Consider the following 21,716-nt stretch of genomic DNA (forward strand, 5'->3'; position numbering starts at 1 on the left):
CGTCTTTTCGTCGAAACCTCACCATGCCCGGGCCTTTGCGAAGGCCCGGCAAGGCGCCCGATACGGGAGGCAGGATATTGACCGCAAACAAGCGCGATTTGATGGGAGGCCTTGCGAAAGGCCTGCGGGTGATCGAGGCCTTCACGGCGGAAGCCCCGAAGCTCAGCATCACGCAGGCTGCCGGGCGCATCGGCCTCGACCGCGCCACGACACGCCGCTGCCTGCTCACTTTGGCGGAACTCGGCTACTGCGCCTATGACGGGAAGTTCTTCACCATCACGCCGCGCGTCCTGCGCTTGGGGACGGGCTGCCTCGCATCCATGCCTCTCCACAAGATCGTCCAGCCGATGCTGGACGAGGTTTCCGAGGAGATAAGGCAGAGCACGTCCGTCTCGATCCTGGATCATACGGAAATCGTCTATATCGCCCGGGCCGCGCAGACCCGCGTCATGTCGATCGCGCTGATGCCGGGTTCCCGCCTGCCTGCCTATTGCACCTCCATGGGGCGCGTTCTGCTGGCCGCGCTGCCCGAAGCGGAGGCGCAGGGCGTTCTGGAAGCCTCGACGCTGACCCGGCGCACCGAGTTCACGCAGACGAGCCTCAAGGGGATCATGGAGGAGTTGGCCCGTGTGCGCCAGCTTGGCTATGCCCAGATAGACCAGGAGGTCGAGATCGGCCTCAGGTCGATCGCTGTTCCGCTGAAGAACACGCGTGGCAGGACGGTCGCGGCTTTGAACACGGGGCTGCCCGCAGCGATCGTGCGCATGGAGGATGCGGTCCAGGAGTTCCTGCCATCGCTGCTTCGCGTTCAGAAGGAATTCGCGACCCTGTCATTGTAACGCCAAGGAAACAACGCCGCCGGGCACATGCGGAGCCGGACGGGCGAACATCGCCGCTTCGCTTGCCGCATCGATATTCTAACGGAGGGGCGGTTCTATCCGCCGCATTGAAAACACCATGGACAAGACACTTGCAAGCCTGGAGGCAGCCGTATCGTGCATCGGCGACGGCGCTGTCGTGATGATCGGCGGCTTCGGCGGCTCGGGCGCGCCGATCGAGCTGATCCACGCCCTCATCGACAAGGGACCGAAGGACCTGACGGTCATCAACAACAATGCCGGCAACGGCCGCATCGGCATTGCCGCGATGATCGATGCGGGGATGGTGCGCAAGATGATCTGCTCCTTCCCCCGCTCGACCGATCCGCGCGCCTTCACCGACCGGTATCTCGCCGGAAAGATCGAGCTGGAGCTGGTGCCGCAGGGCACGCTCGCCGAGCGCATCCGCGCCGGCGGCGCCGGCATCCCCGCCTTCTACACGCCGACGAGTTTCGGCACGGAACTGGCCGAGGGCAAGCCGACGGCGGAGTTCGACGGCCGCATGTACGTGCAGGAGCGCTGGCTGAAGGCGGACGTCGCGCTGATCAAGGCGCATGTCGGCGACACCCACGGCAACCTCACCTACAACAAGGCCGCCCGCAATTTCAGCCCGCTGATGTGCATGGCGGCGGCGAAGACCATCGTGCAGGTGAGCCGGCTGGTGCCGACGGGCGGCATCGACCCGGAGCACGTCGTCACCCCCGGCATCTTCGTCGACGGCATCGTCGAGGTTGCCGAGCCGAAGCAGGAAGAAGACCTCATCCGCGCAGGAGTGGCCTACGCATGACCGTCGATACGCACCCCATGAACACCCGCGAGGACATAAAACTCTCCAACGCCCAGATCGCCTGGCGCGCCGCGCAGGACATTTTCGACGGCGCCTATGTCAACCTCGGCATCGGTTTTCCGGAAATGGTCGCCCGCTACCAGCCGGAAGGCCGCGCGGCGATCTTCCACACGGAGAACGGCATCCTCGACTTCGGCGAGGCGCCGCCGGAAGGCGAGGAGGACTGGGACCTGATCAATGCCGGCAAGAAGGCGGTGACGCTGAAGCCCGGCTCGGCCTTCTTCCACCATGCCGACAGTTTTGCCATGGTGCGCAGCGGCCATCTCGACGTCGCCATCCTCGGCGCCTACCAGGTGGCCGAGAACGGCGACCTCGCCAACTGGCGCGTCGGCTCCAAGGGCGTTCCGGCCGTCGGCGGGGCGATGGACCTCGTGCATGGCGCAAAACAGGTCGTCGTCATCACCGAGCACGTCACGAAGAAGGGCGAGCCGAAGCTCGTCGAGCGCTGCACCTTCCCGCTCACCGGCGTCGGCTGCATCACGCGCGTCTATACCAGCCATGCCGTCATCGACGTCTCCGGCGGTCGCTTCGTGCTGCGCGAGAAACTGCCGGGCATGACGATCGAGGAGTTGCAGGCGATGACCGGCGCCAGGCTGCATGTCGACGGCGATGTCGCCGATCTCATCGTGCCGCAACTCTAGAACAGTGTTGTACGCACTTCCGGCCGCAAAGCCGCTGCGCACGTCTGCTGGAACTGCTTGAGGGGAACACCATGTCCGAAGCCTATATCTGCGACTATATCCGCACGCCCATCGGCCGCTTCGGCGGTGCGCTTTCCTCCGTGCGCACCGACGATCTCGGCGCCATCCCGCTGAAGGCGCTGATGGCAAGGAATGCCGGCATCGACTGGGAAGCCGTCGACGACGTCATCTTCGGCTGCGCCAACCAGGCGGGCGAGGACAACCGCAATGTCGCGCGCATGTCCGCGCTCCTGGCCGGCCTTCCCGTCTCCGTCTCCGGCACGACGATCAATCGGCTCTGCGGCTCCGGCATGGACGCGGTCATCGCCGCCGCTAGAGCCATCAAGGCCGGCGAGGCGGAGCTGATCGTCGCCGGCGGCGTGGAGAGCATGAGCCGCGCGCCCTTCGTGCTGCCCAAGGCCGAAAGTGCCTTCTCGCGCAATGCCGAGATCCACGACACCACCATCGGCTGGCGCTTCGTCAATCCGCTGATGAAGAAACAGTACGGCGTCGATTCCATGCCCGAGACCGGCGAGAACGTCGCCGAGGATTTTTCCATCTCCCGTGAGGACCAGGACGCCTTTGCCCTGCGCTCGCAGCAAAAGGCCGCCGCGGCGCAGGCGAACGGGCGGCTGGCGAAGGAGATCACGCCCGTCACCATCCCGCAGAGGAAGGGCGATCCGGTCATGGTGGAGAAGGACGAGCATCCGCGCGCGACGACCATCGAGGCGCTCGCCAGGCTCGGCACGCCCTTCCGCAAGGACGGCGGCACGGTGACGGCGGGCAATGCGTCGGGTGTCAACGACGGGGCGGCGGCGCTGGTCATCGCCTCGGCGGCGGCAGTCAAGAAATATGGCCTCACCCCCATCGCCCGCATCCTCGGCGGCGCGATGGCCGGCGTTCCGCCGCGCATCATGGGCATCGGCCCGGTCGCGGCCACCGAACGCCTCTGCGCCCGCCTCGGCCTGAAACCGACCGACTTCGACGTGATCGAGCTCAACGAAGCCTTCGCCTCCCAGGGCCTGGCGACGCTGCGCCAGCTCGCCATCGCCGACGACGCGGAGCACGTCAATCCGAACGGCGGCGCCATCGCGCTCGGCCATCCCCTCGGCATGTCTGGCGCCCGCATCACCGGGACGGCGGCGCTTGAACTCAGCCTCACCGGAAAGAAACGATCGCTCTCGACCATGTGCATCGGCGTCGGGCAGGGCATCGCCGTCGCGCTCGAACGGGTCTGACGGCGGAAGAGGGGCGACAGGATGGGCTTTCCGGATATCCTTTTGAGAGGCTACCGCAATTTCATGGAGCGGCGGTTTATCCATGAACGCTGCCGCTACCGTACGCTGGCGGAGGACGGGCAGGCGCCGCACACGCTCGTCATTGCCTGCTGCGATTCCCGTTCCGCGCCGGAGACAATTTTCGATTGTGGCCCTGGTGAGCTCTTCGTCGTCCGAAATGTCGCCAACATGGTGCCGCCCTATGAGCCGGACGGCCATTTCCATGCCACCTCGGCGGCGCTCGAATATGCGATCCAGGTCCTGAAGATCGAAAACATCGTCGTCATGGGTCATGGGCGGTGCGGCGGCATCAAGGCGGCACTCGACCCCGCCGCCGAGCCCCTGTCGCCCGGCGATTTCATCGGCCGATGGATGGCCCTCCTGCAACCGGCGGCCGCGCAGATAAAGGGCACGCACCTGATGACCCAGGGAGAGCGGCAGACGGCTCTGGAGCGCGTGTCGATCCGAAACTCGATTAACAACCTTCGCACCTTTCCCTATGTCTGCGCCCTGGAAGAACAGGGCAAGGTGCGCGTCCATGGAGCCTGGTTCGACATCTCGACCGGTGAGCTCTGGGTGATGGACGACAGGACCGGCGACTTCCGTCGTCCGGATGCCGACGGTATCGGCATGACGGAAGAGTCGCCCCCCAACACAGCATCCGAACGCGTCAGGGCATCGGCGTGAGCATTCGCTTGCTGCACCCCTGCCGCGTTATCCAAGTTGCTCCTGCCGGCGCGGGTCTATCGGGATCGGCGCATGCAGGTCGAAACCGGCAACTTCATACCCGCGTTTGAAGTCTTCTATGTGGCGCGCCATCCAATGTTGCGCCGCTCGGCTGTCTCCTCTTTCGATCTCTGCGAGGATCGACCGATGCGCGGCAAGCAGACGATGGCGCGCCTGGGGGACCGCGTCATAAAGGCCGACCGTGGCGGAGAAGAGCAACATCCGGATCGGTTCGCTGACCAGGCCGAGCACGGCATTGGAGGCGGCCTGCGCGACGAGCCGGTGAAACTCGATATCGTACTCGATGACCTTGTCGTCATCCTCGATATGCTCGTTCAGGCGGGCGACGTTTTCGCGCAGCGCCTCCCTTACCTCCGGCTCTATCCTTTGCGCGGCCGCATGGGCGGCGAACGGCTCGATCTGAAGCTGCATTTCCCACAGGTCGAGGAAGCTGACATGCATGAGCCCGAGCGCGCGCGTGTTGACGCGCGCGATCTCGCTGGCCTGCGGAACCTGGACGACCAGCCGCTTGCCGCCGACCCGCGTTACCAGATCGGAGTTTTCCAGCGCCCTGATCCCTTCGCGGACCGTCGAGCGGTTGACGCCGAGCTGCGCGGCCAGTTCCGTCTCCGTGGGAAGCTTGTCGCCCGACTTGAGCCGGCCACTCATGATCGCCTGCTCGATCGCCTTGGCGACCCTCTTGTAGGTCGGATCGCGGTCGATCTGGATCAAGGTGGGCTCTGGCGGTGAAGTTGCCATCCGCGGCTATGCTCCGTTTCTCGAATACTGTGGTCTTTTGGTTGAAATTGCAGCTTAATCGCAGCAACCGTGAATGTCAGCCGGTTTCACTGCCGACGAGGGCGTCAAAGTCCTGAAACGAGATGGCCTCCGTCAACCGCAAGAGTGGTGCCGGTGATATATGTCGCGCGGTCGGAACACAGCAGCCGCAGCGGTTCGTCGAGGTCCGACATCCGGCCCAGCCGTCCCTGAGGAATCCGCTTGATCAATCTCTGCCCCGCGTCTGTCGCGAAGAACTCCCGGTTCAGCGGCGTCTCGATATAGCCGGGGCAGAGGGCGTTGACCCTGATGCCGTGGCGAGCCCATTCAAGGGCGAGGGACCTGGTGAGTTGCACGACGGCTGCTTTCGATGCCGCATAGGCGGCGACCTTGCTTGTAACCCGTAGACCGAGGATCGAGGCGACGTTGACGATCGCTCCGCCTCCGGTCTCCTGCATCCTCCGCGCAGCCGCCTGCGCAACGAGAAAGACGCCCTTCAAATTCGTGTCTATAACGCGGTCAAGGTCCTCGTGGCTCGTGTCCAAGGCGAATGTCTCGACGCTGACGCCGGCATTGTTTACCAGTACGTCGATCTTCCCGTCGATCCGTTCGAAAGCCGACTGGACGGAGCCAGCATCTGCAACATCCACGGCTATGCTTTCCGCAGCCCCGCCCGACGCGGTGATGTCTTCTACGATGCGCGCGAGGACTTCACTCCTGCGCGCCAGCATCACGACCCGATGGCCCTCGGCCGCCAGGGTGCGGGAGAAATGTTCACCGAGCCCGCTTGAGGCGCCGGTCACAACAAAGCAGCGTCCGCTCATCGTCCCTTTTCATCACACAATGGTATCTTATTGACCTATTGTCCGACAGTCGCTCTATGACTGGTGAGAAGTCAAGGGTGTGTGCCATTCCGTGGCATGGAATCGACATGGGGCGGCTCGCCTTGCGCGAAGCCGCCCCCAAGAAATTCATCGCCATGCTGCTTGGGCGGCGCCTTGCCGGGAAGACGCCACCCGGCTCGCCATCAACTCGCCTTGCGCATGCGCTGCGACAGCTCATGGAGGTCCGCGCCGGCATCGAAACGGCTGACGCGGAACGACCGGATGAGGTGGAGGAGTTCGTCAGTGTCCGCGGCGAGGGCCTCTGCCGAGGCCGTAGTTTCCTCCGCCATGGCGGCATTGCGCTGCGTGGCTGCATCTAGCTGGTTCAGCGACGTGGAGATCGATCGAAGCGTCACATCCTGCTCCGAAGCGGAATAGGCGATCTTTCCGACGATGTCGCTGGCAGCGGCAACCTGCCCGGAAATGCGCTTCAGGGCCTCGCCCGTTTCCCGGACGAGGCGCACGCCGTTCTGCACCTGGCCGGAGGAGCGGGAAATCTGGTCCTTTATCTCCTTGGCGGCGGCTGCGGATCGCTGCGCGAGTTCCCGCACCTCCTGTGCGACGACTGCAAATCCCTTGCCGGAGTCGCCGGCGCGGGCGGCTTCGACCCCCGCATTGAGGGCGAGCAGGTTCGTCTGGAACGCGATCTCGTCGATGACGCCGATGATCTTGGAGATTTCTTCGGATGAGGTCTCGATGCCGTTCATCGCCTCGATCGCTTCCGCCACGATCAGATCGGACCGGCTCGCCTCGGTGCTGACCGATTTGACGCGCTGGGAGGCATCGCTTGCTCCCTCGGCCGTCTGCCGCACGGTCACGGTCAGTTCATCGAGAGCGGCCGACGTTTCCTCGAGGTTCGCGGCTTGGCGTTCGGTGCGCTGGGACAGTTCGTTGGAGGCCCGGCGGATTTCCTCCTTGGCGCCGCCGATGTCGATCCCCTTCGCGTTGACCTTCGTCATGGCGGCTTCGAGATGGTCGAGCGCTTGATTGAAGTTGGCGCGAAGGGTTTCATAGGACGGGCCGAGGTCGCCGCATCGGACCGTGAGATCGCTCGTCGCGAGCCTCTCCAGGGCCTCGCCGATCGCCGAGACCACGCGTGCCTAGCTTGCCGCATCCCTTTCCTGCAGTTCGTAGTTCTGCTGACGCTCGCGGTCGAGTTCCTGCCGCTGGCGTTCCTCGCGTTCGGCCATGGCATGGCGCTCGCGGATTTTTTCCTGCAGGGCCTGCGTGGCCTTCGCCATGGTGCCGACCTCGTTCGACATTCCTGTGTGCGGGATCGCCGTTTCGACGTCTTCATCGGCGACGGCCTGCAGGGCGGCATGAACGGCGGCGAGCGGCTTGGTGATGTTGCGCATCACGACGAATGCGGCCGCAAGCGAAAGGAGGAAGGCGACGAGCCAGGCGGCGGTGACTTCCAGGATCGTCTTGTTGATCACCGCCTCCAGATCGTCGGTATAGACGCCCGTCGCGACGACGATCTGCCAGGGCTCGAAGATGCGGGAATAGGTTGCCTTCTCGAAGAATTCACCCGCCGGCTCGCCCGGCTTCTCCCAGTAATAGAGGGTGATGCCTCCGCCGGCTTGCGCTTTGGCGAGCATGTCCTCGCGGAACAGGTTGCCTTTCTTGTCCGGCTGGCCTTTGAAGTTCATGCCGACAAGCGGGGCATTGTAGTGGAACCGGACCGTGATGTCGGAGTCGAATGCCCAAAGATAACCCGCCGGCTCGAACGTCACGGCGGCGGCGACTGCATAAGCCTGGCGCTGGGCCTCTTCACGGCTAAGCTCGCCTGCTTTCTCGCGGTCGTGGTAAAGCTGCAGGATGGAGAGCCCCGATTCCACTTGCGTGCGGAGCATATCGTAACGCTCCTTGTAGATGGCGCTGATGGAGGTTCGGACCTGATAATAGGTCACCGCGGCGAAGGCCGCCATGAGAACGGCGACCATACACAGCAACTGGCGGGATATTCTCAGATTCTTCATAGTCGACACACTTTCAGGCAGCCGAAGTCTCCCGACGGGAGCCGGTCAGGGAGAATATTGATTTCGAGAGCACGCATCCTGCGCAAGATGAGCGCGAGCATTACGCTATGGGCTCACCTTGATGCTTGACGCCTGAATAAAATTTTAATTCTGGTGCGCGCGAAAAGTACAAAGACGGGTGGCATGAACGAAGTTCGATATTCGCACGGAATTGCCCTTTTCGTCGTGGTTTTTCACATTCGACGGCACGATGATCCAGAGAGGCTGAGCTTGACCCTCAGCCTTGGTTGAAGGTTATGGTTCGGTCTTTTCTGCGGCCTCTACAGGCAGGAAGGGTTCGTGACGATGAGCAAGCGCGTTCTCCATGTGGTCAGCAACGTTGCCCACTACACCGATCCGTCGCATCCGACCGGCCTCTGGCTGTCGGAACTGACCCATGCGTGGGACGTGTTCGCGGCGCGGGGCTATGAGCAGCATATCGTCAGCCCGAAAGGCGGCGCGTCGCCGCTGGAGCCGCGCGCCCTCAAATGGCCGCTCCTCGATGCCTCCGCGAAGGCCTGGCTGGATGATCCCGAACGGATGGCGCTTCTGGCCTCGACGGCGCGGCCTGAGGAGATCGATCCGGCCGGATACGATGCCGTCTATTTCACCGGCGGACACGCTGTCATGTGGGATTTCCCGGATGACGAAGGATTGCAGCGGATCACGCGCGCCATCTGGGAGCAGGGCGGGGTCGTCTCCTCGGTCTGCCATGGCTATTGCGGCCTGCTGAACACGCGCCTGTCTGACGGCAGCCTTCTGGTCGCGAAGCGTAGGATCACGGGCTTTTCCTGGACGGAAGAGATTCTGGCCGGGGTTGCGCGGAAGATGCCCTATAATGCGGAGGCGGAGATGAAGACGCGCGGCGCCTTGTACGAGAAGGCCCTGCTGCCCTTCGTTTCCCATGTCGTGGTGGATGGCCGGCTGGTGACGGGGCAGAATCCCTTCTCGGCCAAGGCGACGGCGAAGAAAGTAGCCGCGCTTCTCTGAGAAGGCCGTGTGCCTAACCGGCTTTGACTGAACGGCGGCGGCCCGCCTTGCCGAGAAGTTTTGTGTCGTCGGCCTCGAGGGTAGGCCCTTCCACGTCCTTGCCAAGCATGCGGGACAGAACCCGTCGCGCATTGGCGGCGCAGTCCATGTCGCCGGGCTTTGCCTCGATATCCTCAAGGAGCGCGACGAGCTGCGCCTTGCTCCGGGCCAGCCGCATTTCCAGCGCCTCGATATCCGCGACCTTGCGGCGGAGCGCCTCGACCAGGCTGCCGTGGTCCCACCGATCCAGGTCGGGCGGCAGGAGCGTGCGGATTTCATCGAGGCTGAAGCCGGCGGCCTGGGCGGTGGTGATCAGTTCGAGCACCATCACCGCTTCCGGCGGATAGGTGCGATAACCGTTCGGGCGGCGGTCGACCGTCTTCAGGAGGCCCGCGCTTTCATAGAAGCGGATGCGCGAATTCGTCAGCCCCGTGCGCTTTGCCAGTTCACCGATGTTCATCTGCAAAAATCCTTCAGAAAGTGTCTTGACCATAAAGTTAGCTTAAACGTTAAGGTCTGTCCAAATCTAATTTGGAGATCTTCTCATGTCCCTGTTTTCCCCGCTGACGCTGCCCAATGGCGCTACTATCCCGAACCGCATCGCCAAGGCTGCGATGGAAGAGAATATGGCGGACGGCGACCACGCACCGTCCGCCGAGCTCATCAGCCTCTATCGTGCGTGGGCCGAGGGTGGATCCGGGCTCATCATCACCGGCAATGTGATGATCGACGCACGCGCCATGACCGGCCCGGCCGGTGTCGTCCTGGAAGACGACCGTTACCTCGACCGCTTCAAGACATGGGCGGACGTCGCGCGCTCGGGCGGCGGCCAGGTCTGGATGCAGATCAATCATCCCGGCCGTCAGATGCCCGCCGGGCTCGGCCAGCCGACATTGGCTCCGTCCGCGGTCGCACTCGATCTCGGCGCGCAGTCCAAGGTCTTCCCCGTGCCGCGCGAGATGACGCCCGCCGACATCGCCGAGGTCGAACGTCGCTTCGTCAACACCGCGGTGCTGGCGGAACGCGCGGGCTTTACCGGCGTCGAGATCCATGCGGCCCATGGCTATCTCTTGAGCCAATTCCTCTCCCCGCTTGCCAATCACCGCAAGGATCGCTGGGGCGGAAGCCTCGAAAACCGTGCCCGTCTTTTGCTGGATATCGTTCGCAGCGTGCGCGCGGCCGTCTCGCCAAGCTTTGCGGTAGCGGTCAAGCTCAACTCGGCCGATTTCCAGCGCGGCGGTTTCTCGCCGGAAGATGCGCAGGCCGTGGTCGCCATGCTTTCGCCGCTCCGTGTCGATCTCGTCGAATTGTCGGGCGGCAGCTATGAAGCGCCGGCGATGATGGGTGCGGCGCGCGATGATCGCACCCTGGCGCGGGAAGCCTACTTCCTCGAATTCGCGCGCAAGATCGGCGAGGTCGCGACGATGCCGCTGATGGTCACGGGCGGCATCAAGCGTCGCGCGGTGGCGGAGACGGTGATCGAAAGCGGCGTGGCCATGGCAGGGATCGCCACCGCGCTCGCCATCGAACCGAACCTGCCGCGTAACTGGAAGCTCGGGAAAAACGACGCTCCAACGCTGAAGCCGATCACCTGGAAGAACAAGCCGATTGCATCTTCGGCGCACATGGCCGCCGTTCGCTACCAGTTGGTCCGCCTCAGCCGCCGCCGTCGCACGGCGCCGAATGTGTCGCCGGTCTGGGCGCTGCTCACCGCGCAGGTATCCGCAAAGCGTAGTGCCCGTCAGTATCGGCGCTGGATGACTGCGCGGAAGGCGGCCTGACCGCCCGGCTGGCGAAATCGCACCGTCAGTGAGCGCCGTGCGCAGCCCTTGACCTTAAACTGGACTTTAACGTTACCATCCGCTCGCAGAATGAGCGCATTATTGAGGAAAGTCGTCGTTCATGGCTGATGAATTCACGGAAGCCGATTTTGGCGGTCACAAGGTCATGGTGCCGAAAGGCGGTTACTACGACCGCTTTCGCTCCAATCCCGATCTCGACGCGGTGGCGAAAGACCCGGCCGCCGGCAATATCGATTTCTTCCGGCGTATCCCGAAAGTTATGGTCCCCTCGCGGATCGGCCCCACATGGGCGCCGAACTTCTATTACCGCGCCAGCAGCGTGCAGGCCTTGATGCTCGCACCGGTGAAGAAGATCCGCGCAATGTTGCCGGGGCAGCTCGAGCCGCTGCGCGCGCTGCCGGGATACGGGCTCGTCGCGCTCACCTTCTTCTCCTATGCGGTCTGCGACAACGATCCCTATAACGAGGTCTCGGTCGCCGTCGTCATCCGCCGGCCGGGAGCGCGCGGGCCGCATGCGCTGGAACTGCTCGGCTCGATGCGGCGGCAGAGCTTCTTCGCGCATGTGCTGGCGCTTCCGGTCGATACCGAGATCGCCCGCGTGCGCGGGGTCCATGGCTACCAGCTGCCGAAATGGCTCACCGGCATACAGTTCGATATCTCCTCGAAAGGCGTCTCGGCGAGCATCGCGGCAACGGACGGCAAGCCGGATGTGGAATTGACCGCGCCGTTACCGGCACTGCGCCGGATACCGTCACAGTCGCGCCTGTCGACCAACACTTCCATCGGGCTGGTCGATGGCGAGTGGCGCCAGACGCAGTTCGTGACCAATCTGATCGAGTTCGCGCAGACGCTGTTCCCGCGCGACGTGAAACTGTCGCGCGCCGGCGGTCCGATCAGCCAACTACTCGACGGTTTGGGCGTGGGAACTATCTTACGGTTCGACCTTGTTAAGGATGCGCAGATGGTCTTGCACCTGCCGCGCCCGCTACAGGCCCTGCCTGCCATTTGAAGACCACATCACCGGGTTGCACCCATCAACAAAGGAGAAGTCGTCATGGCCTATGTCAAAACAAAGGACGGAACCGAGATTTTCTACAAGGATTGGGGTCCGAAGGACGCGCAGCCGATCCACTTCCATCACGGTTGGCCGCTCAGCGCGGATGATTGGGACAACCAGATGCTGTTCTTCCTCAAGGAAGGCTTCCGCGTCGTCGCGCATGACCGGCGCGGCCATGGTCGTTCGAGCCAGGTCAGCGACGGCCATGACATGGACCACTATGCTGCCGATGCCTCGGCGGTCGCCGAGCATCTCGATCTTCGCAACGCCATCCATATCGGCCATTCGACCGGTGGCGGGCAGGTTGCCCGCTACGTCGCGCAGTATGGCCAGCCGCAGGGGCGTGTCGCCAAGGCGGTGCTGGTCAGCGCCGTGCCGCCACTGATGGTCAAGACCGAAAGCAATCCGGATGGGACGCCGATCGAGGTGTTCGACGGTTTCCGCGCCGCGCTGGCCGCGAACCGCGCGCAATTCTTCTTCGACGTGCCAAGCGGACCCTTCTACGGATACAACCGGCCGGGCGCAGAACCCTCACAGGGCGTTATCGAGAACTGGTGGCGCCAGGGCATGATGGGCAGCGCCAAGGCGCATTACGAGGGCATCAAGGCGTTCTCGGAAACCGACCAGACCGAGGACCTGAAGGCGATCACCGTCCCGACCCTCGTGATGCAGGGCGACGATGACCAGGTGGTCCCCTACAAGGCGGCGGCGATCATGCAGGACAAGCTCCTGCAGAACAGCAAGTTGATCATCTATCCCGGCTTCTCGCACGGGATGCTTACGGTGAACGCCGATGTGATCAATGCCGATCTGCTCGCATTCATAAAAGGTTGAAGCGAACGCGCGCCGGACCGGCTTCGGCGCGCGCCATTTCAAGAGATGGACGATATGATTCCGGCCCACCCCGATCCCAGCTTCGATATGGCGGCTCTGCTCGAACGCCAGCGTTCCGCCTTCCTCAAGGAAGGACCGCCAACCCTTGCCGATCGCAAGGCCCGGCTGAAACGCCTGCGCTCCGCCGTACTGGCGCATCGGCGCGCGGTGGCGGAGGCCATCAGTGCGGATTTCGGGCATCGTTCGCGCCACGAGACCGACATCATGGAAACCGTCGGCGTGATCCAGACCATCGACTATCTCATCCGCAATCTGCGGCGCTTCATGAAGCCGGAGCGCCGGCATGTCGGCCTGTTCTATCGCGCCGGTCGCGCCTATGTGGAGTATCAGCCGAAAGGCGTCATCGGGGTGATGGCGCCATGGAACTATCCATTCTCGTTGACGATCATCCCGCTTGCGACCGCGCTCGCCGCCGGCAACCGTGCGATGCTGAAACCGTCGGAACTGACCCCGCGCACCAGCGAGACCATCCGCAGGATGCTCGAAGAGATATTTCCGGCCGATGAGGTTGCCGTCGTGCTCGGCGGCCCGGAGATCGGTGCGGCGTTCAGCGGCCTGCCGTTCGATCATCTGCTCTTCACCGGCAGTACTCCGGTCGGCCGCAGGGTGATGAAGGCGGCGAGCGACAATCTCGTGCCGGTGACCCTCGAACTCGGCGGAAAGAGCCCGGTCATCGTCGAACGCGGCCATGTCGACGACCGGACGATGGCAAGCATCGTCTTCGGCAAGCTGTCGAATGCCGGGCAGACCTGTGTCGCGCCCGATTACGCACTGGTGCATGAAGATGATCTCGACACGTTCATTGCCCAGTTTGGAATGAGCGTCGCGCGTGCTTATCCCAACGGGCCGACTAGCGACGATTACACCTCCATCGTCAACGATCGTCATTACGATCGGCTGCGTGGCCTGATCGAGGATGCCCGAACCAGGGGCGCACGAGTCATCGAGGTCGGCGTCACTCCGGAGCGTTCCGCAGACCGAGCGCGTACGCTGGCGCCTACGCTGATCGTGGACGCCGGAGACGATGCAGCGATCATGCAGGAGGAGATATTCGGCCCGCTCCTTCCGGTCACGACCTATCGCACGATCGACGAGGTTATCGACTACGTGAACGCACGGCCCCGTCCGCTGGCGCTCTACTATTTCGGTGCCGAAGGTGCGGACCGCGAGAAGCTGCTGATGAACACCACATCGGGCAATGTCGGCATCAACAACACCATGATCCATGTCGCGCAGGACGATCTGCCGTTCGGCGGGATCGGCCCGAGTGGCATGGGCGCTTATCACGGCATCGAGGGATTCCGAACAATGAGCCACGCCAAGGGCGTATTCATCCAAGCTCGATGGAACCTGCCGAGCCTGCTGCGCGCGCCGTTCGGCAGGCTTGTCGATCTGGCCCTCAGGGTGACGCTGGGCTCAGGAAAATGAGATTCGAAAGCCAAGCATGGCTAGTCGTCCTACGGACCGATCCGCTCCCGCACGTTGAGGTGCGCGGATTTAGGGAAGCATGCGACGACCCACTGCCACACGCGGTGTTGAAGCGAGTCGGACTGCATTTCTACCCCCAGAAGTTGATCTGATAAGACACTAAGTCTGAGGTTCCCCCGGAGCAAGCAAGCTTGTTGGATAATACAAAGGTTGTGCATAAGCCGTGGCTTGCTTGCAGGCCAGATACTGAATGGCAGCCTATCGCCAATATTAATCGAAAAGCGGGCAGACCGCACACGGCCCTAATGGAGACGTTGTGCCCCAAGCTCCCGCCAATGGCGGCGCATCTAAGAACTTTGTTGCCTCCAGGCAGGCCAATTAGTCAGGAAAGGCGCTTTTCAAAGGGTCTTTTCTATTCGACCGCCACGCGGCCGGCGAGGGGTTTCTGTCAGAGTTTCTGCCAGTTTTCGGGCGGGAAGGTTTTGGTTAGCTCTCGGGATGGCCGTAAACCCTTGATGTATAAGGATTTTCGCTGGTCGGAGTGGAGTGATTCGAACACTCGACCCCCACGTCCCGAACGTGGTGCGCTACCAGACTGCGCTACACTCCGTGACCAGCGGCGCCTCTATAGAACAGGCTTTTCGTTTCGACAAGCGCAAAATATCAAAAAAATTCGCGCCGTTGGGGAAAGCGCCGGAAGGCCGGGCGTTTTGTTTTTCGGGGGCGCTGCGGGAACCGGATTGCGGCTTTCGCGTTTGGCGAGCCATGGAACAGATCATCGCCGACCTCTTTCCCCGTACCGAAGTGCCCTATCCGGTCCTCTTGGCCCGCATGGCGGGGGCAATCCTGCTCGGGGCGGTGATCGGGGCGGAGCGGGAATACCGCGACCATGCCGCGGGGCTGCGCACCCATATCCTCGTGGCGCTGGCGGCCTGCGTCTTCGCCATCCTGTCCATCGAGAGCGTGCACATGGCCGGCTTTTCCGACGAGCAGGTGCGCATCGATCCGCTGCGCGTCATCGAGGCGGTCACCTCCGGCGTCGCCTTCCTCGCCGCGGGCATGATCGTCTTCTCGCGCGGCGAGGTGAAGGGGCTGACGACGGGGGCGGGCATGTGGCTTGCCGGCGCCGTCGGGCTTTCGGTCGGCCTCGGCTACTGGTTCGTCGCGGTCGTTGCGACCTTTGCCTGCTTCGTCGTCCTCTTCATTCTCGCCAAGATCGAGATGAAGAAGGACGAGGACACGAAGGCGGCGGACGGCGGGAAAACATGACGGTTCGAGTTGTGTTTTAGGCGTTTCGTCGGAATTCTGTTGATTTACGAATAAATCGGGCCCTATACCGTCTTCAAACGAGGACGCGCGCAGCCATGCGGGCGGCCCCCGCATCCGGCCGCTCGCGGCGGGGCGGTCGAGTGGCCCTTCGCCGCCCGGATGCCGCCGGCCCGCCGGCCGGCCTCCGGCGTCGATCTTTGAAGAGACATTGTCATGCGTCCATCGGGCAAGGCCGGCATAGAGGAACTCAGAGCGGCGCTGAAGTCGAGCGCCACGGGCTTCCTCGCCATCGGCCTCTTCAGCTTCTTCGTGAACCTGCTCGTGCTGACCGGGCCGCTCTTCATGCTGCAGATCTACGACCGGGTGCTCTCCTCCCGCTCGGAGGCGACGCTGGTGGCGCTGACCGGCCTCATCATCGGCCTCTATCTCGTCATGGGCGTGCTCGACCACATCCGCAGCCGCGTCGCCGCGCGCATCGGCGCCCGCTTCCAGGCACGCTTCGACAAGCGCGTCTTCAACGCCGTGCTCGACCGCACGAACCTGCACGCCCAGGGCATTTCCACCGTCACCGGCATGCGCGATCTCGACGCGATCCAGAAGGTGCTGTCCTCGCCCGCGCTCTTCACGGTCTTCGACATTCCCTGGACGCCGTTCTTCCTCTTCGTCATCTTCACCTTCCATCCCTGGATGGGCGTGCTCGGCATCGTCGGCGGCCTCATCCTCGTCGGGCTCACCTGGCTCAACCAGAACGGCACGAAGGAAGACCAGGAGCGGGCGATGATCGCCGGCCGGCTCAGCGACGAGATGACCCAGACGCTGCAGAAGGAGAGCGATACGGTGCGGGCGCTCGGCATGCGTCGCGCCGTCGCCGGCCGCTGGCAGCTCCTGCGCGACAAGGCGCTCGAGGCCAACATCCGCTATTCCGACAGCAACGGCTTCTATTCGATCAGCTCGAAGACCTTCCGCGTCTTCCTGCAGTCGGCGATCCTGGCGCTCGGCGCCTATCTGGTGCTGCAGAACGAGATCACCGCCGGCGCGATGATCGCCAGCTCCATCATCATCGGCCGGGCGCTGGCGCCCATCGAGGGGGCGATTGGCCAGTGGTCGCTGATCCAGCGCGCCGGGCAGGGCTGGCGCAACCTCGCCCAGCTCCTGGCGCGCGTGCCGGAGGACGATCCCCGCACGACGCTGCCGAAGCCGCGCGCCATCCTCGAGGTCGAGCAGGTCACGGTCGTGCCGCCCGGCGAGCAGGTCGCGACGCTGCGCATGCTGAATTTCGAGCTCAGGCCCGGCCAGGCGCTCGGCGTCATCGGCCAGAGCGCCTCCGGCAAGTCGACGCTCGCCCGCGTGCTCACCGGCATCTGGCCGCCGGCCGCCGGCAAGGTGCGCCTCGACGGCGCCTCGCTGGAGCAGTACGGCACGGACGGCCTTGCCGACCATGTCGGCTACCTGCCGCAGGATGTCGTGCTGTTCGAGGGCACGGTGGCGGAGAACATCGCCCGCATGGCGCTCGATCCCGACCCGGTGAAGGTGGTGGAAGCGGCGAAGAAGGCCGGCGCGCACGACATGATCCTGCGCCTGCCGGACGGCTACGACACGAAGCTGCCGGCCATGGGCGGGCGCCTGTCCGGCGGCCAGAAGCAGCGCGTCGGCCTTGCCCGCGCGCTCTATGGCGATCCGGTGCTGGTGGTGCTCGACGAGCCGAACTCCAACCTCGACGCCGAGGGCTCGATGGCGCTGAACCTTGCCATCCGCAACCTGAAGGCGGAGGGCAAGTCCGTCGTCATCATGGCGCACCGGCCGGCGGCGATCGAGGAATGCGAGCTCATCCTCATCATGGAAAACGGCCAGCGCCTGGCCTTCGGCCCGCGCGACGACGTGCTGCGCGCGCACCTGCGCAACCACACGCAGGTCGTCGCCGGTGCCGGCGGCAGCAACAAGTAAGGGTTTAGAGCCATGGTTCGCGAAACGGGCGCCAAGGACAAGAAGTGGACCAGCCGGGGCTATGCGATCGCCGGCTATGCGACGGTCTTCGTGCTGCTCGGCGGCATGGGCGCCTGGGCGGCGCTGACGCGCATCAACGGCGCGGTCGTGGCCGGCGGCATCATCGAGGTCGCCAGCAACCGCCAGATCGTGCAGCATCTGACGGGCGGCGTGGTCGGCGAGATCCGCGTCAAGGAAGGCGACACGGTGAAGGCCGGCGACGTGCTGATGCGCCTCGACGACACCTTCGACCGCTCCGAGCTCGCCGTCATCGAGGGCCAGCTCTTCAGCCTGCTCGGCACCGCCGCGCGCCTCCAGGCGGAGCAGGACGAGACGGCCGAGATCAGCTTCGATCCCGAGCTCCTGAAAGCCGTCGCCACCGATCCGGAGGCCGCCGAGATCGTCGCCGGCCAGAAGCGGCTGATGGCGGCGCGCGCCGAAACGCGCGGCAAGCAGGCCGCCCAGCTCCAGGAGAAGAAGGCGCAGATCGCCAAGCAGAACGAGGGCCTGGAAAGCCGCATCAAGGCGCTGGAAACCCAGCTCAGCCTGATCGGCAAGGAACTGGAGGCCCAGAACAAGCTGCTCGCCCAGTCGCTGACCAATGCCAGCCGCGTGCTGGCGCTGCAGCGCGAGGAGGCGGAAATCCTCGGCACGATCAGCCAGGCCCGCGCCAACATCGCGGAAAATGCCGGCCGCGTCGCCGAAATCGAGATCGCCATCCTCAACATCCATTCGACGGTGCGCGAGGAGGCGACGACGGCGCTGCGCGAGATCGAGGCGAAGGTCGCCGAGCTCAAGGAGAACCGCAACGCCAAGCTGGAGACGCTGAGCCGCATGGACATCACCGCGCCGATGGCCGGCGTCGTGCTCGGCATGCAGGTCCACGCGCTGCGCTCGGTCATCCGCCCGGCCGATCCGCTGCTCTACATCATCCCGCAGGAACAGGACCTCATCATCACCACGCAGATCTCGCCGACGCAGATCGACCAGGTCCATGTCGGCCAGATGGCGCATATCCGCTTTGCCGCCTTCGACCACCGCTCGACGCCGGAAATCTTCGGCCATGTGACGAAGGTCGCCGCCGACGTGCTCGCCGACCAGCGCACCGGCGCCACCTACTACAAGGCCGAGATCAAGCCGGACAGCGGCGAGATGGCGAAGCTCGGCGACAAGCATGTCATGCCCGGCATGCCCGTCGAGACCTTCATCCAGACCTCCGAGCGCTCGCCGCTGGAATATCTGATCAAGCCGCTCGCCGACTATTTCGCCAAGGCGTTCCGCGAGCGGTGAGCGGGCGTTTCACCAACCCCTGATGGAACAATTTGGCGCCACGACCGTTTCCCGATCGACACAACGGTTTGGGAAAGGAAATTCTATGGCTCGGGCCTTGATCCTCTGGTTGATGGGCGTTCCGCTCTTCGTCGTCCTCCTGCTCTGGTACTTCTTCTTCTGAGCGGGACACGGAATGGTAAAAGGGGGCCGATTGCGGCCCCTTTTTATTTTCGAAGCTGAAGCCGCCCCTCATCCGCCTGCCGGCACCTTCTCCCCGCAAGCGGGGAGAAGGAAAAAGAGGCAAGGGTTTCCCGAAAATCGGAGGCGGTGCGGCATATCCCTTCTCCCCGCTTGCGGGGAGAAGGTCGCGGCAGCGGGATGAGGGGCCGCCTCCACGGCGAAATCCTACTCGTCGAGATCGGCCAGAATCTCCGCTGCCCGCCCAGCACTCGTATGGCGCACGTCCACATCCTGCCGGCGGTTGGCGAAGAGTTCGGTCGCCATGATCTTTTCGGCGAGGTCGGCCGGCAGGGAGAGCAGCACGCGCTGGTCGTCCTTGTGGATGCCGCCGATCTCCGAGCGGCGGCCGGTGATCATGCCGCCGGCCACCGTGTTGTTGGTGTCGGGGTCGATCAGGATGAAGGCGCCGGTCGTGCGGTTCTGCTCGTAGGTGTCGAAGATCGCCTGCTCGTCGAAGGTGAGATGCACCTTGCCGATGGCGTTCATGCCGAGCCTGTCCGCGGCACCCCACTTGGCGGTTTTCAGGTCGAGCTGGCTCACCGGCTCGATGCTGACACGTTGGCGGCGCGAGCCGCTCTTCAGCCAGTAGCGCTTGCCCGGCTCGATGCCGTCCGGCTGGAGGGCGACGAGCTGGGCGTCGAAGCCGCGGCCGGTCATCGGCTGGCTGTCGATGGCGACGATCATGTCGCCGCGCGCCACGTCCACCTGCCGGTCGAGCACAAGCGTGATCGCGTCGCCCGCGACGGCGGCGTTGCGCACGAGGTCGAAGGTGACGATCTTGGTGACGTTCGCCACCATGCCGGAGGGCAGGACGACGACCGAGTCGCCCGGCTTCACCGAGCCGCCCGCGACCGTGCCCTGGTAGCCGCGGAAGCTTTCGCCGGGGCGCGAGACGCGCTGCACCGGCAGGCGGAAGCCGACCGTCTGGTTGGAGCGCGTGGTGGCCTTCTCCAGGGTCTCGACCAGCGTCGGGCCGTCATACCAGGGCATGGCGGCGCGCCCGTCATAGACGACGTTCTCGCCCTTCAGCGCCGACATAGGTATGGCGGTGATCTGCTTGACGCCGAGCGTCAGGGCGAATTCCTTGAAGTCGTGCGTGATCTGCTCGAAGCGGGCGCGATCGTAATGCGTCAGGTCGATCTTGTTGACCGCGAGCACGAACTGGCGGATGCCCATCAGTGAGGCGATGGTGGCATGGCGGCGCGTCTGTTCGAGAATGCCGACGCGCGCATCGACCAGCAGAACGGCAAGGTCGGCCGTGGAGGCGCCGGTCGCCATGTTGCGCGTATACTGCTCGTGGCCGGGCGTGTCGGCGACGATGAAGGCGCGGCGGTCCGTCGAGAAGTAGCGATAGGCGACGTCGATGGTGATGCCCTGTTCGCGCTCGGCCTGCAGGCCGTCGAGAAGGAGGGCGAAATCGGGCAGGCCGAGATCGTTCTGCTTGCCGGAACTGTCGCGCTCGAGCGTCGCGGCCTGGTCTTCCTTGACGGCCTTGGTGTCCCAGAGCAGGCGGCCGATCAGCGTCGACTTGCCGTCGTCGACCGAGCCGCAGGTGATGAGGCGAAGCGGGCGGGAATCGCGGATGGCGCGGGCGTGTTCAGGGGCCGTTTCTTCCAAGGAGAAAACCTCGGCGGTTGCAGTGGCGGAAACGGTCATCTCAGAAATACCCTTCGCGTTTCTTCTTTTCCATGGAGCCGGACTGGTCGCGGTCGATCGCGCGGCCCTGGCGTTCGGAGACGGTGGCCGTCTCCAGCTCGGCGATGATGTCGTCGAGCGTCGTGGCGGTGGAGCGGATGGCGCCGGTCAGCGGGAAGCAGCCGAGCGTGCGGAAGCGGATGACGCCTTCCTGCTTCACTTCGCCGGGAAGCAGTTCGAGCCGCGGGTCCTCGGCCAGGATCATCATGCCGTCGCGCTCCACATAGGGGCGCTTTTCCGCGAAATAGAGCGGCACGATCGGGATGTCCTCGGCCTGGATGTAGCGCCAGATGTCGACCTCGGTCCAGTTGGACAGCGGGAAGGCGCGCACGCTCTCGCCGTTGCGGATCATGCCGTTGTAGATGTTCCACAGCTCCGGGCGCTGGTTGCGCGGGTCCCAGCGGTGGTCGGGCGTGCGGAAGGAGTAGATGCGCTCCTTGGCGCGCGAGGCTTCCTCGTCGCGCCGCGCGCCGCCGAAGGCCGCGTCGAACTTGCCGGCGTCGAGCGCCTGACGCAGCGCCTCGGTCTTCATGATGTCGGTATAGAGCGCCGAGCCGTGCGTGAAGGGCGTGACGTTCTCCGCCGCGCCGCGCGGGTTGATGTGCTCGATCAGGTCGAGATCGTAGTCCTTCACGATCTTGTCGCGGAAGGCGATCATCTCGGCGAACTTCCAGCCCGTGTTGACGTGCAGCAGCGGGAAGGGCACCCGGCCCGGATAGAAGGCCTTGCGCGCGAGATGCAGGAGGACCGAGGAATCCTTGCCGATCGAATAGAGCATGACCGGCCGCTCGAATTCGGCGGCGACCTCGCGGAAGATGTGGATCGCCTCGTTTTCCAGCGCCTTCAGATGCGGATCGAGCGGCGGCTTCTGCGTTGCGCTGTGCTTCGCTTCCGCTTCGGGACGGATATCGGACATGAAAGGGGGTACTCCGGATTTCTGCGCCCCTCGGGGCGGATGAA

18 protein-coding genes, 1 tRNA gene and 1 pseudogene are annotated in these 21,716 nt (G+C 64.3%); 13 read left to right on the forward strand and 7 right to left on the reverse strand.

All coding sequences use genetic code 11. The features are described from left to right. Positions 1-77 precede the first annotated feature (77 nt). From WMC41_RS04695 to WMC41_RS04715, 5 genes are all read left to right on the forward strand, one after another. Positions 78-839 (forward strand): IclR family transcriptional regulator domain-containing protein, encoded by a 762-nt coding sequence (locus WMC41_RS04695; RefSeq protein WP_432347170.1) that lies wholly within the window; start codon positions 78-80, stop codon positions 837-839. 118 nt (positions 840-957) lie between these two features. Further along, positions 958-1,665, forward strand: coding sequence for a 3-oxoacid CoA-transferase subunit A (locus tag WMC41_RS04700; protein ID WP_432347171.1), 708 nt, complete (start codon positions 958-960; stop codon positions 1,663-1,665). Further along, a complete protein-coding gene (locus tag WMC41_RS04705) occupies positions 1,662-2,366 on the forward strand; it encodes a CoA transferase subunit B (RefSeq protein WP_432347172.1) in 705 nt (234 codons plus the stop codon). The genes WMC41_RS04700 and WMC41_RS04705 overlap by 4 nt, the downstream gene beginning before the upstream one ends. A 71-nt stretch (positions 2,367-2,437) precedes the next feature. Further along, entirely contained in the window at positions 2,438-3,643 is a 1,206-nt protein-coding gene (gene pcaF, locus WMC41_RS04710) for a 3-oxoadipyl-CoA thiolase (protein WP_432347173.1), read from the forward strand. Between the two features lie 21 nt (positions 3,644-3,664). Beyond that, a complete protein-coding gene (locus tag WMC41_RS04715) occupies positions 3,665-4,369 on the forward strand; it encodes a carbonic anhydrase (protein WP_432347174.1) in 705 nt (234 codons plus the stop codon). A 27-nt stretch (positions 4,370-4,396) separates the two neighbouring features. On the opposite strand, the gene WMC41_RS04720 is transcribed toward WMC41_RS04715, so the two are convergent. The 3 genes and pseudogenes from WMC41_RS04720 to WMC41_RS04730 all read right to left on the reverse strand — a co-directional run bounded on the left by WMC41_RS04720 (position 4,397) and on the right by WMC41_RS04730 (position 8,048). Continuing rightward, positions 4,397-5,140: a FadR/GntR family transcriptional regulator gene (locus tag WMC41_RS04720; RefSeq protein WP_245082429.1), complete on the reverse strand. Its 744-nt coding sequence runs from the start codon at positions 5,138-5,140 to the stop codon at positions 4,397-4,399. Positions 5,141-5,271: 131 nt separating this feature from the next. Further along, complete coding sequence (locus WMC41_RS04725; RefSeq protein WP_432347175.1) at positions 5,272-6,009, reverse strand: SDR family NAD(P)-dependent oxidoreductase; 738 nt, start codon at positions 6,007-6,009, stop codon at positions 5,272-5,274. Between the two features lie 203 nt (positions 6,010-6,212). Beyond that, a pseudogene (locus WMC41_RS04730) lies at positions 6,213-8,048 on the reverse strand (methyl-accepting chemotaxis protein). 345 nt (positions 8,049-8,393) lie between these two features. Between WMC41_RS04730 and WMC41_RS04735 the strand changes: the two are divergent. Next, complete coding sequence (locus tag WMC41_RS04735) at positions 8,394-9,077, forward strand: type 1 glutamine amidotransferase domain-containing protein (protein ID WP_432348261.1); 684 nt, start codon at positions 8,394-8,396, stop codon at positions 9,075-9,077. 13 nt (positions 9,078-9,090) lie between these two features. Here WMC41_RS04735 and WMC41_RS04740 read toward each other — a convergent pair whose 3' ends face one another. Beyond that, positions 9,091-9,576: a MerR family transcriptional regulator gene (locus tag WMC41_RS04740; protein WP_245082419.1), complete on the reverse strand. Its 486-nt coding sequence runs from the start codon at positions 9,574-9,576 to the stop codon at positions 9,091-9,093. Between the two features lie 85 nt (positions 9,577-9,661). On the opposite strand from WMC41_RS04740, the gene WMC41_RS04745 reads away from it, so the two are divergent. From WMC41_RS04745 to WMC41_RS04760, 4 genes are all read left to right on the forward strand, one after another. Next, positions 9,662-10,897, forward strand: coding sequence for an NADH:flavin oxidoreductase/NADH oxidase family protein (locus WMC41_RS04745; protein ID WP_432347176.1), 1,236 nt, complete (start codon positions 9,662-9,664; stop codon positions 10,895-10,897). 121 nt (positions 10,898-11,018) lie between these two features. Further along, a complete protein-coding gene (locus WMC41_RS04750) occupies positions 11,019-11,927 on the forward strand; it encodes a hypothetical protein (RefSeq protein ID WP_432347177.1) in 909 nt (302 codons plus the stop codon). Positions 11,928-11,972: 45 nt separating this feature from the next. After that, positions 11,973-12,809 carry an alpha/beta fold hydrolase gene (locus WMC41_RS04755; protein WP_432347178.1) on the forward strand — a complete coding sequence of 279 codons (837 nt, stop codon included), beginning with the start codon at positions 11,973-11,975 and terminating at the stop codon, positions 12,807-12,809. 54 nt (positions 12,810-12,863) lie between these two features. After that, positions 12,864-14,297: a coniferyl aldehyde dehydrogenase gene (locus tag WMC41_RS04760; protein ID WP_432347179.1), complete on the forward strand. Its 1,434-nt coding sequence runs from the start codon at positions 12,864-12,866 to the stop codon at positions 14,295-14,297. 533 nt (positions 14,298-14,830) lie between these two features. Here WMC41_RS04760 and WMC41_RS04765 read toward each other — a convergent pair. Further along, a tRNA-Pro gene (locus tag WMC41_RS04765) sits at positions 14,831-14,907 on the reverse strand. 155 nt (positions 14,908-15,062) lie between these two features. Between WMC41_RS04765 and WMC41_RS04770 the strand changes: the two genes are divergently transcribed. From WMC41_RS04770 to WMC41_RS04780, 3 genes are all read left to right on the forward strand, one after another. Further along, the gene (locus WMC41_RS04770) at positions 15,063-15,566 is read left to right on the forward strand and encodes an MgtC/SapB family protein (protein WP_245082402.1); all 504 of its coding nucleotides are present in this window, start codon (positions 15,063-15,065) and stop codon (positions 15,564-15,566) included. Between the two features lie 213 nt (positions 15,567-15,779). After that, positions 15,780-17,510, forward strand: coding sequence for a type I secretion system permease/ATPase (locus tag WMC41_RS04775; RefSeq protein ID WP_432347180.1), 1,731 nt, complete (start codon positions 15,780-15,782; stop codon positions 17,508-17,510). A gap of 12 nt (positions 17,511-17,522) precedes the next feature. Continuing rightward, the gene (locus WMC41_RS04780; RefSeq protein ID WP_245082396.1) at positions 17,523-18,839 is read left to right on the forward strand and encodes an HlyD family type I secretion periplasmic adaptor subunit; all 1,317 of its coding nucleotides are present in this window, start codon (positions 17,523-17,525) and stop codon (positions 18,837-18,839) included. Between the two features lie 387 nt (positions 18,840-19,226). Here the strand turns inward: WMC41_RS04780 and cysN are convergent, their stop codons facing one another. Then, positions 19,227-20,717 carry a sulfate adenylyltransferase subunit CysN gene (gene cysN, locus WMC41_RS04785; protein ID WP_432347181.1) on the reverse strand — a complete coding sequence of 497 codons (1,491 nt, stop codon included), beginning with the start codon at positions 20,715-20,717 and terminating at the stop codon, positions 19,227-19,229. A 1-nt stretch (position 20,718) separates the two neighbouring features. After that, complete coding sequence (cysD, locus tag WMC41_RS04790; RefSeq protein ID WP_245082390.1) at positions 20,719-21,672, reverse strand: sulfate adenylyltransferase subunit CysD; 954 nt, start codon at positions 21,670-21,672, stop codon at positions 20,719-20,721. Positions 21,673-21,716 lie beyond the last annotated feature (44 nt).

Origin of the sequence: Shinella yambaruensis (genome assembly GCF_050859155.1) — a bacterium.
Taxonomy (GTDB): domain Bacteria; phylum Pseudomonadota; class Alphaproteobacteria; order Rhizobiales; family Rhizobiaceae; genus Shinella; species Shinella yambaruensis.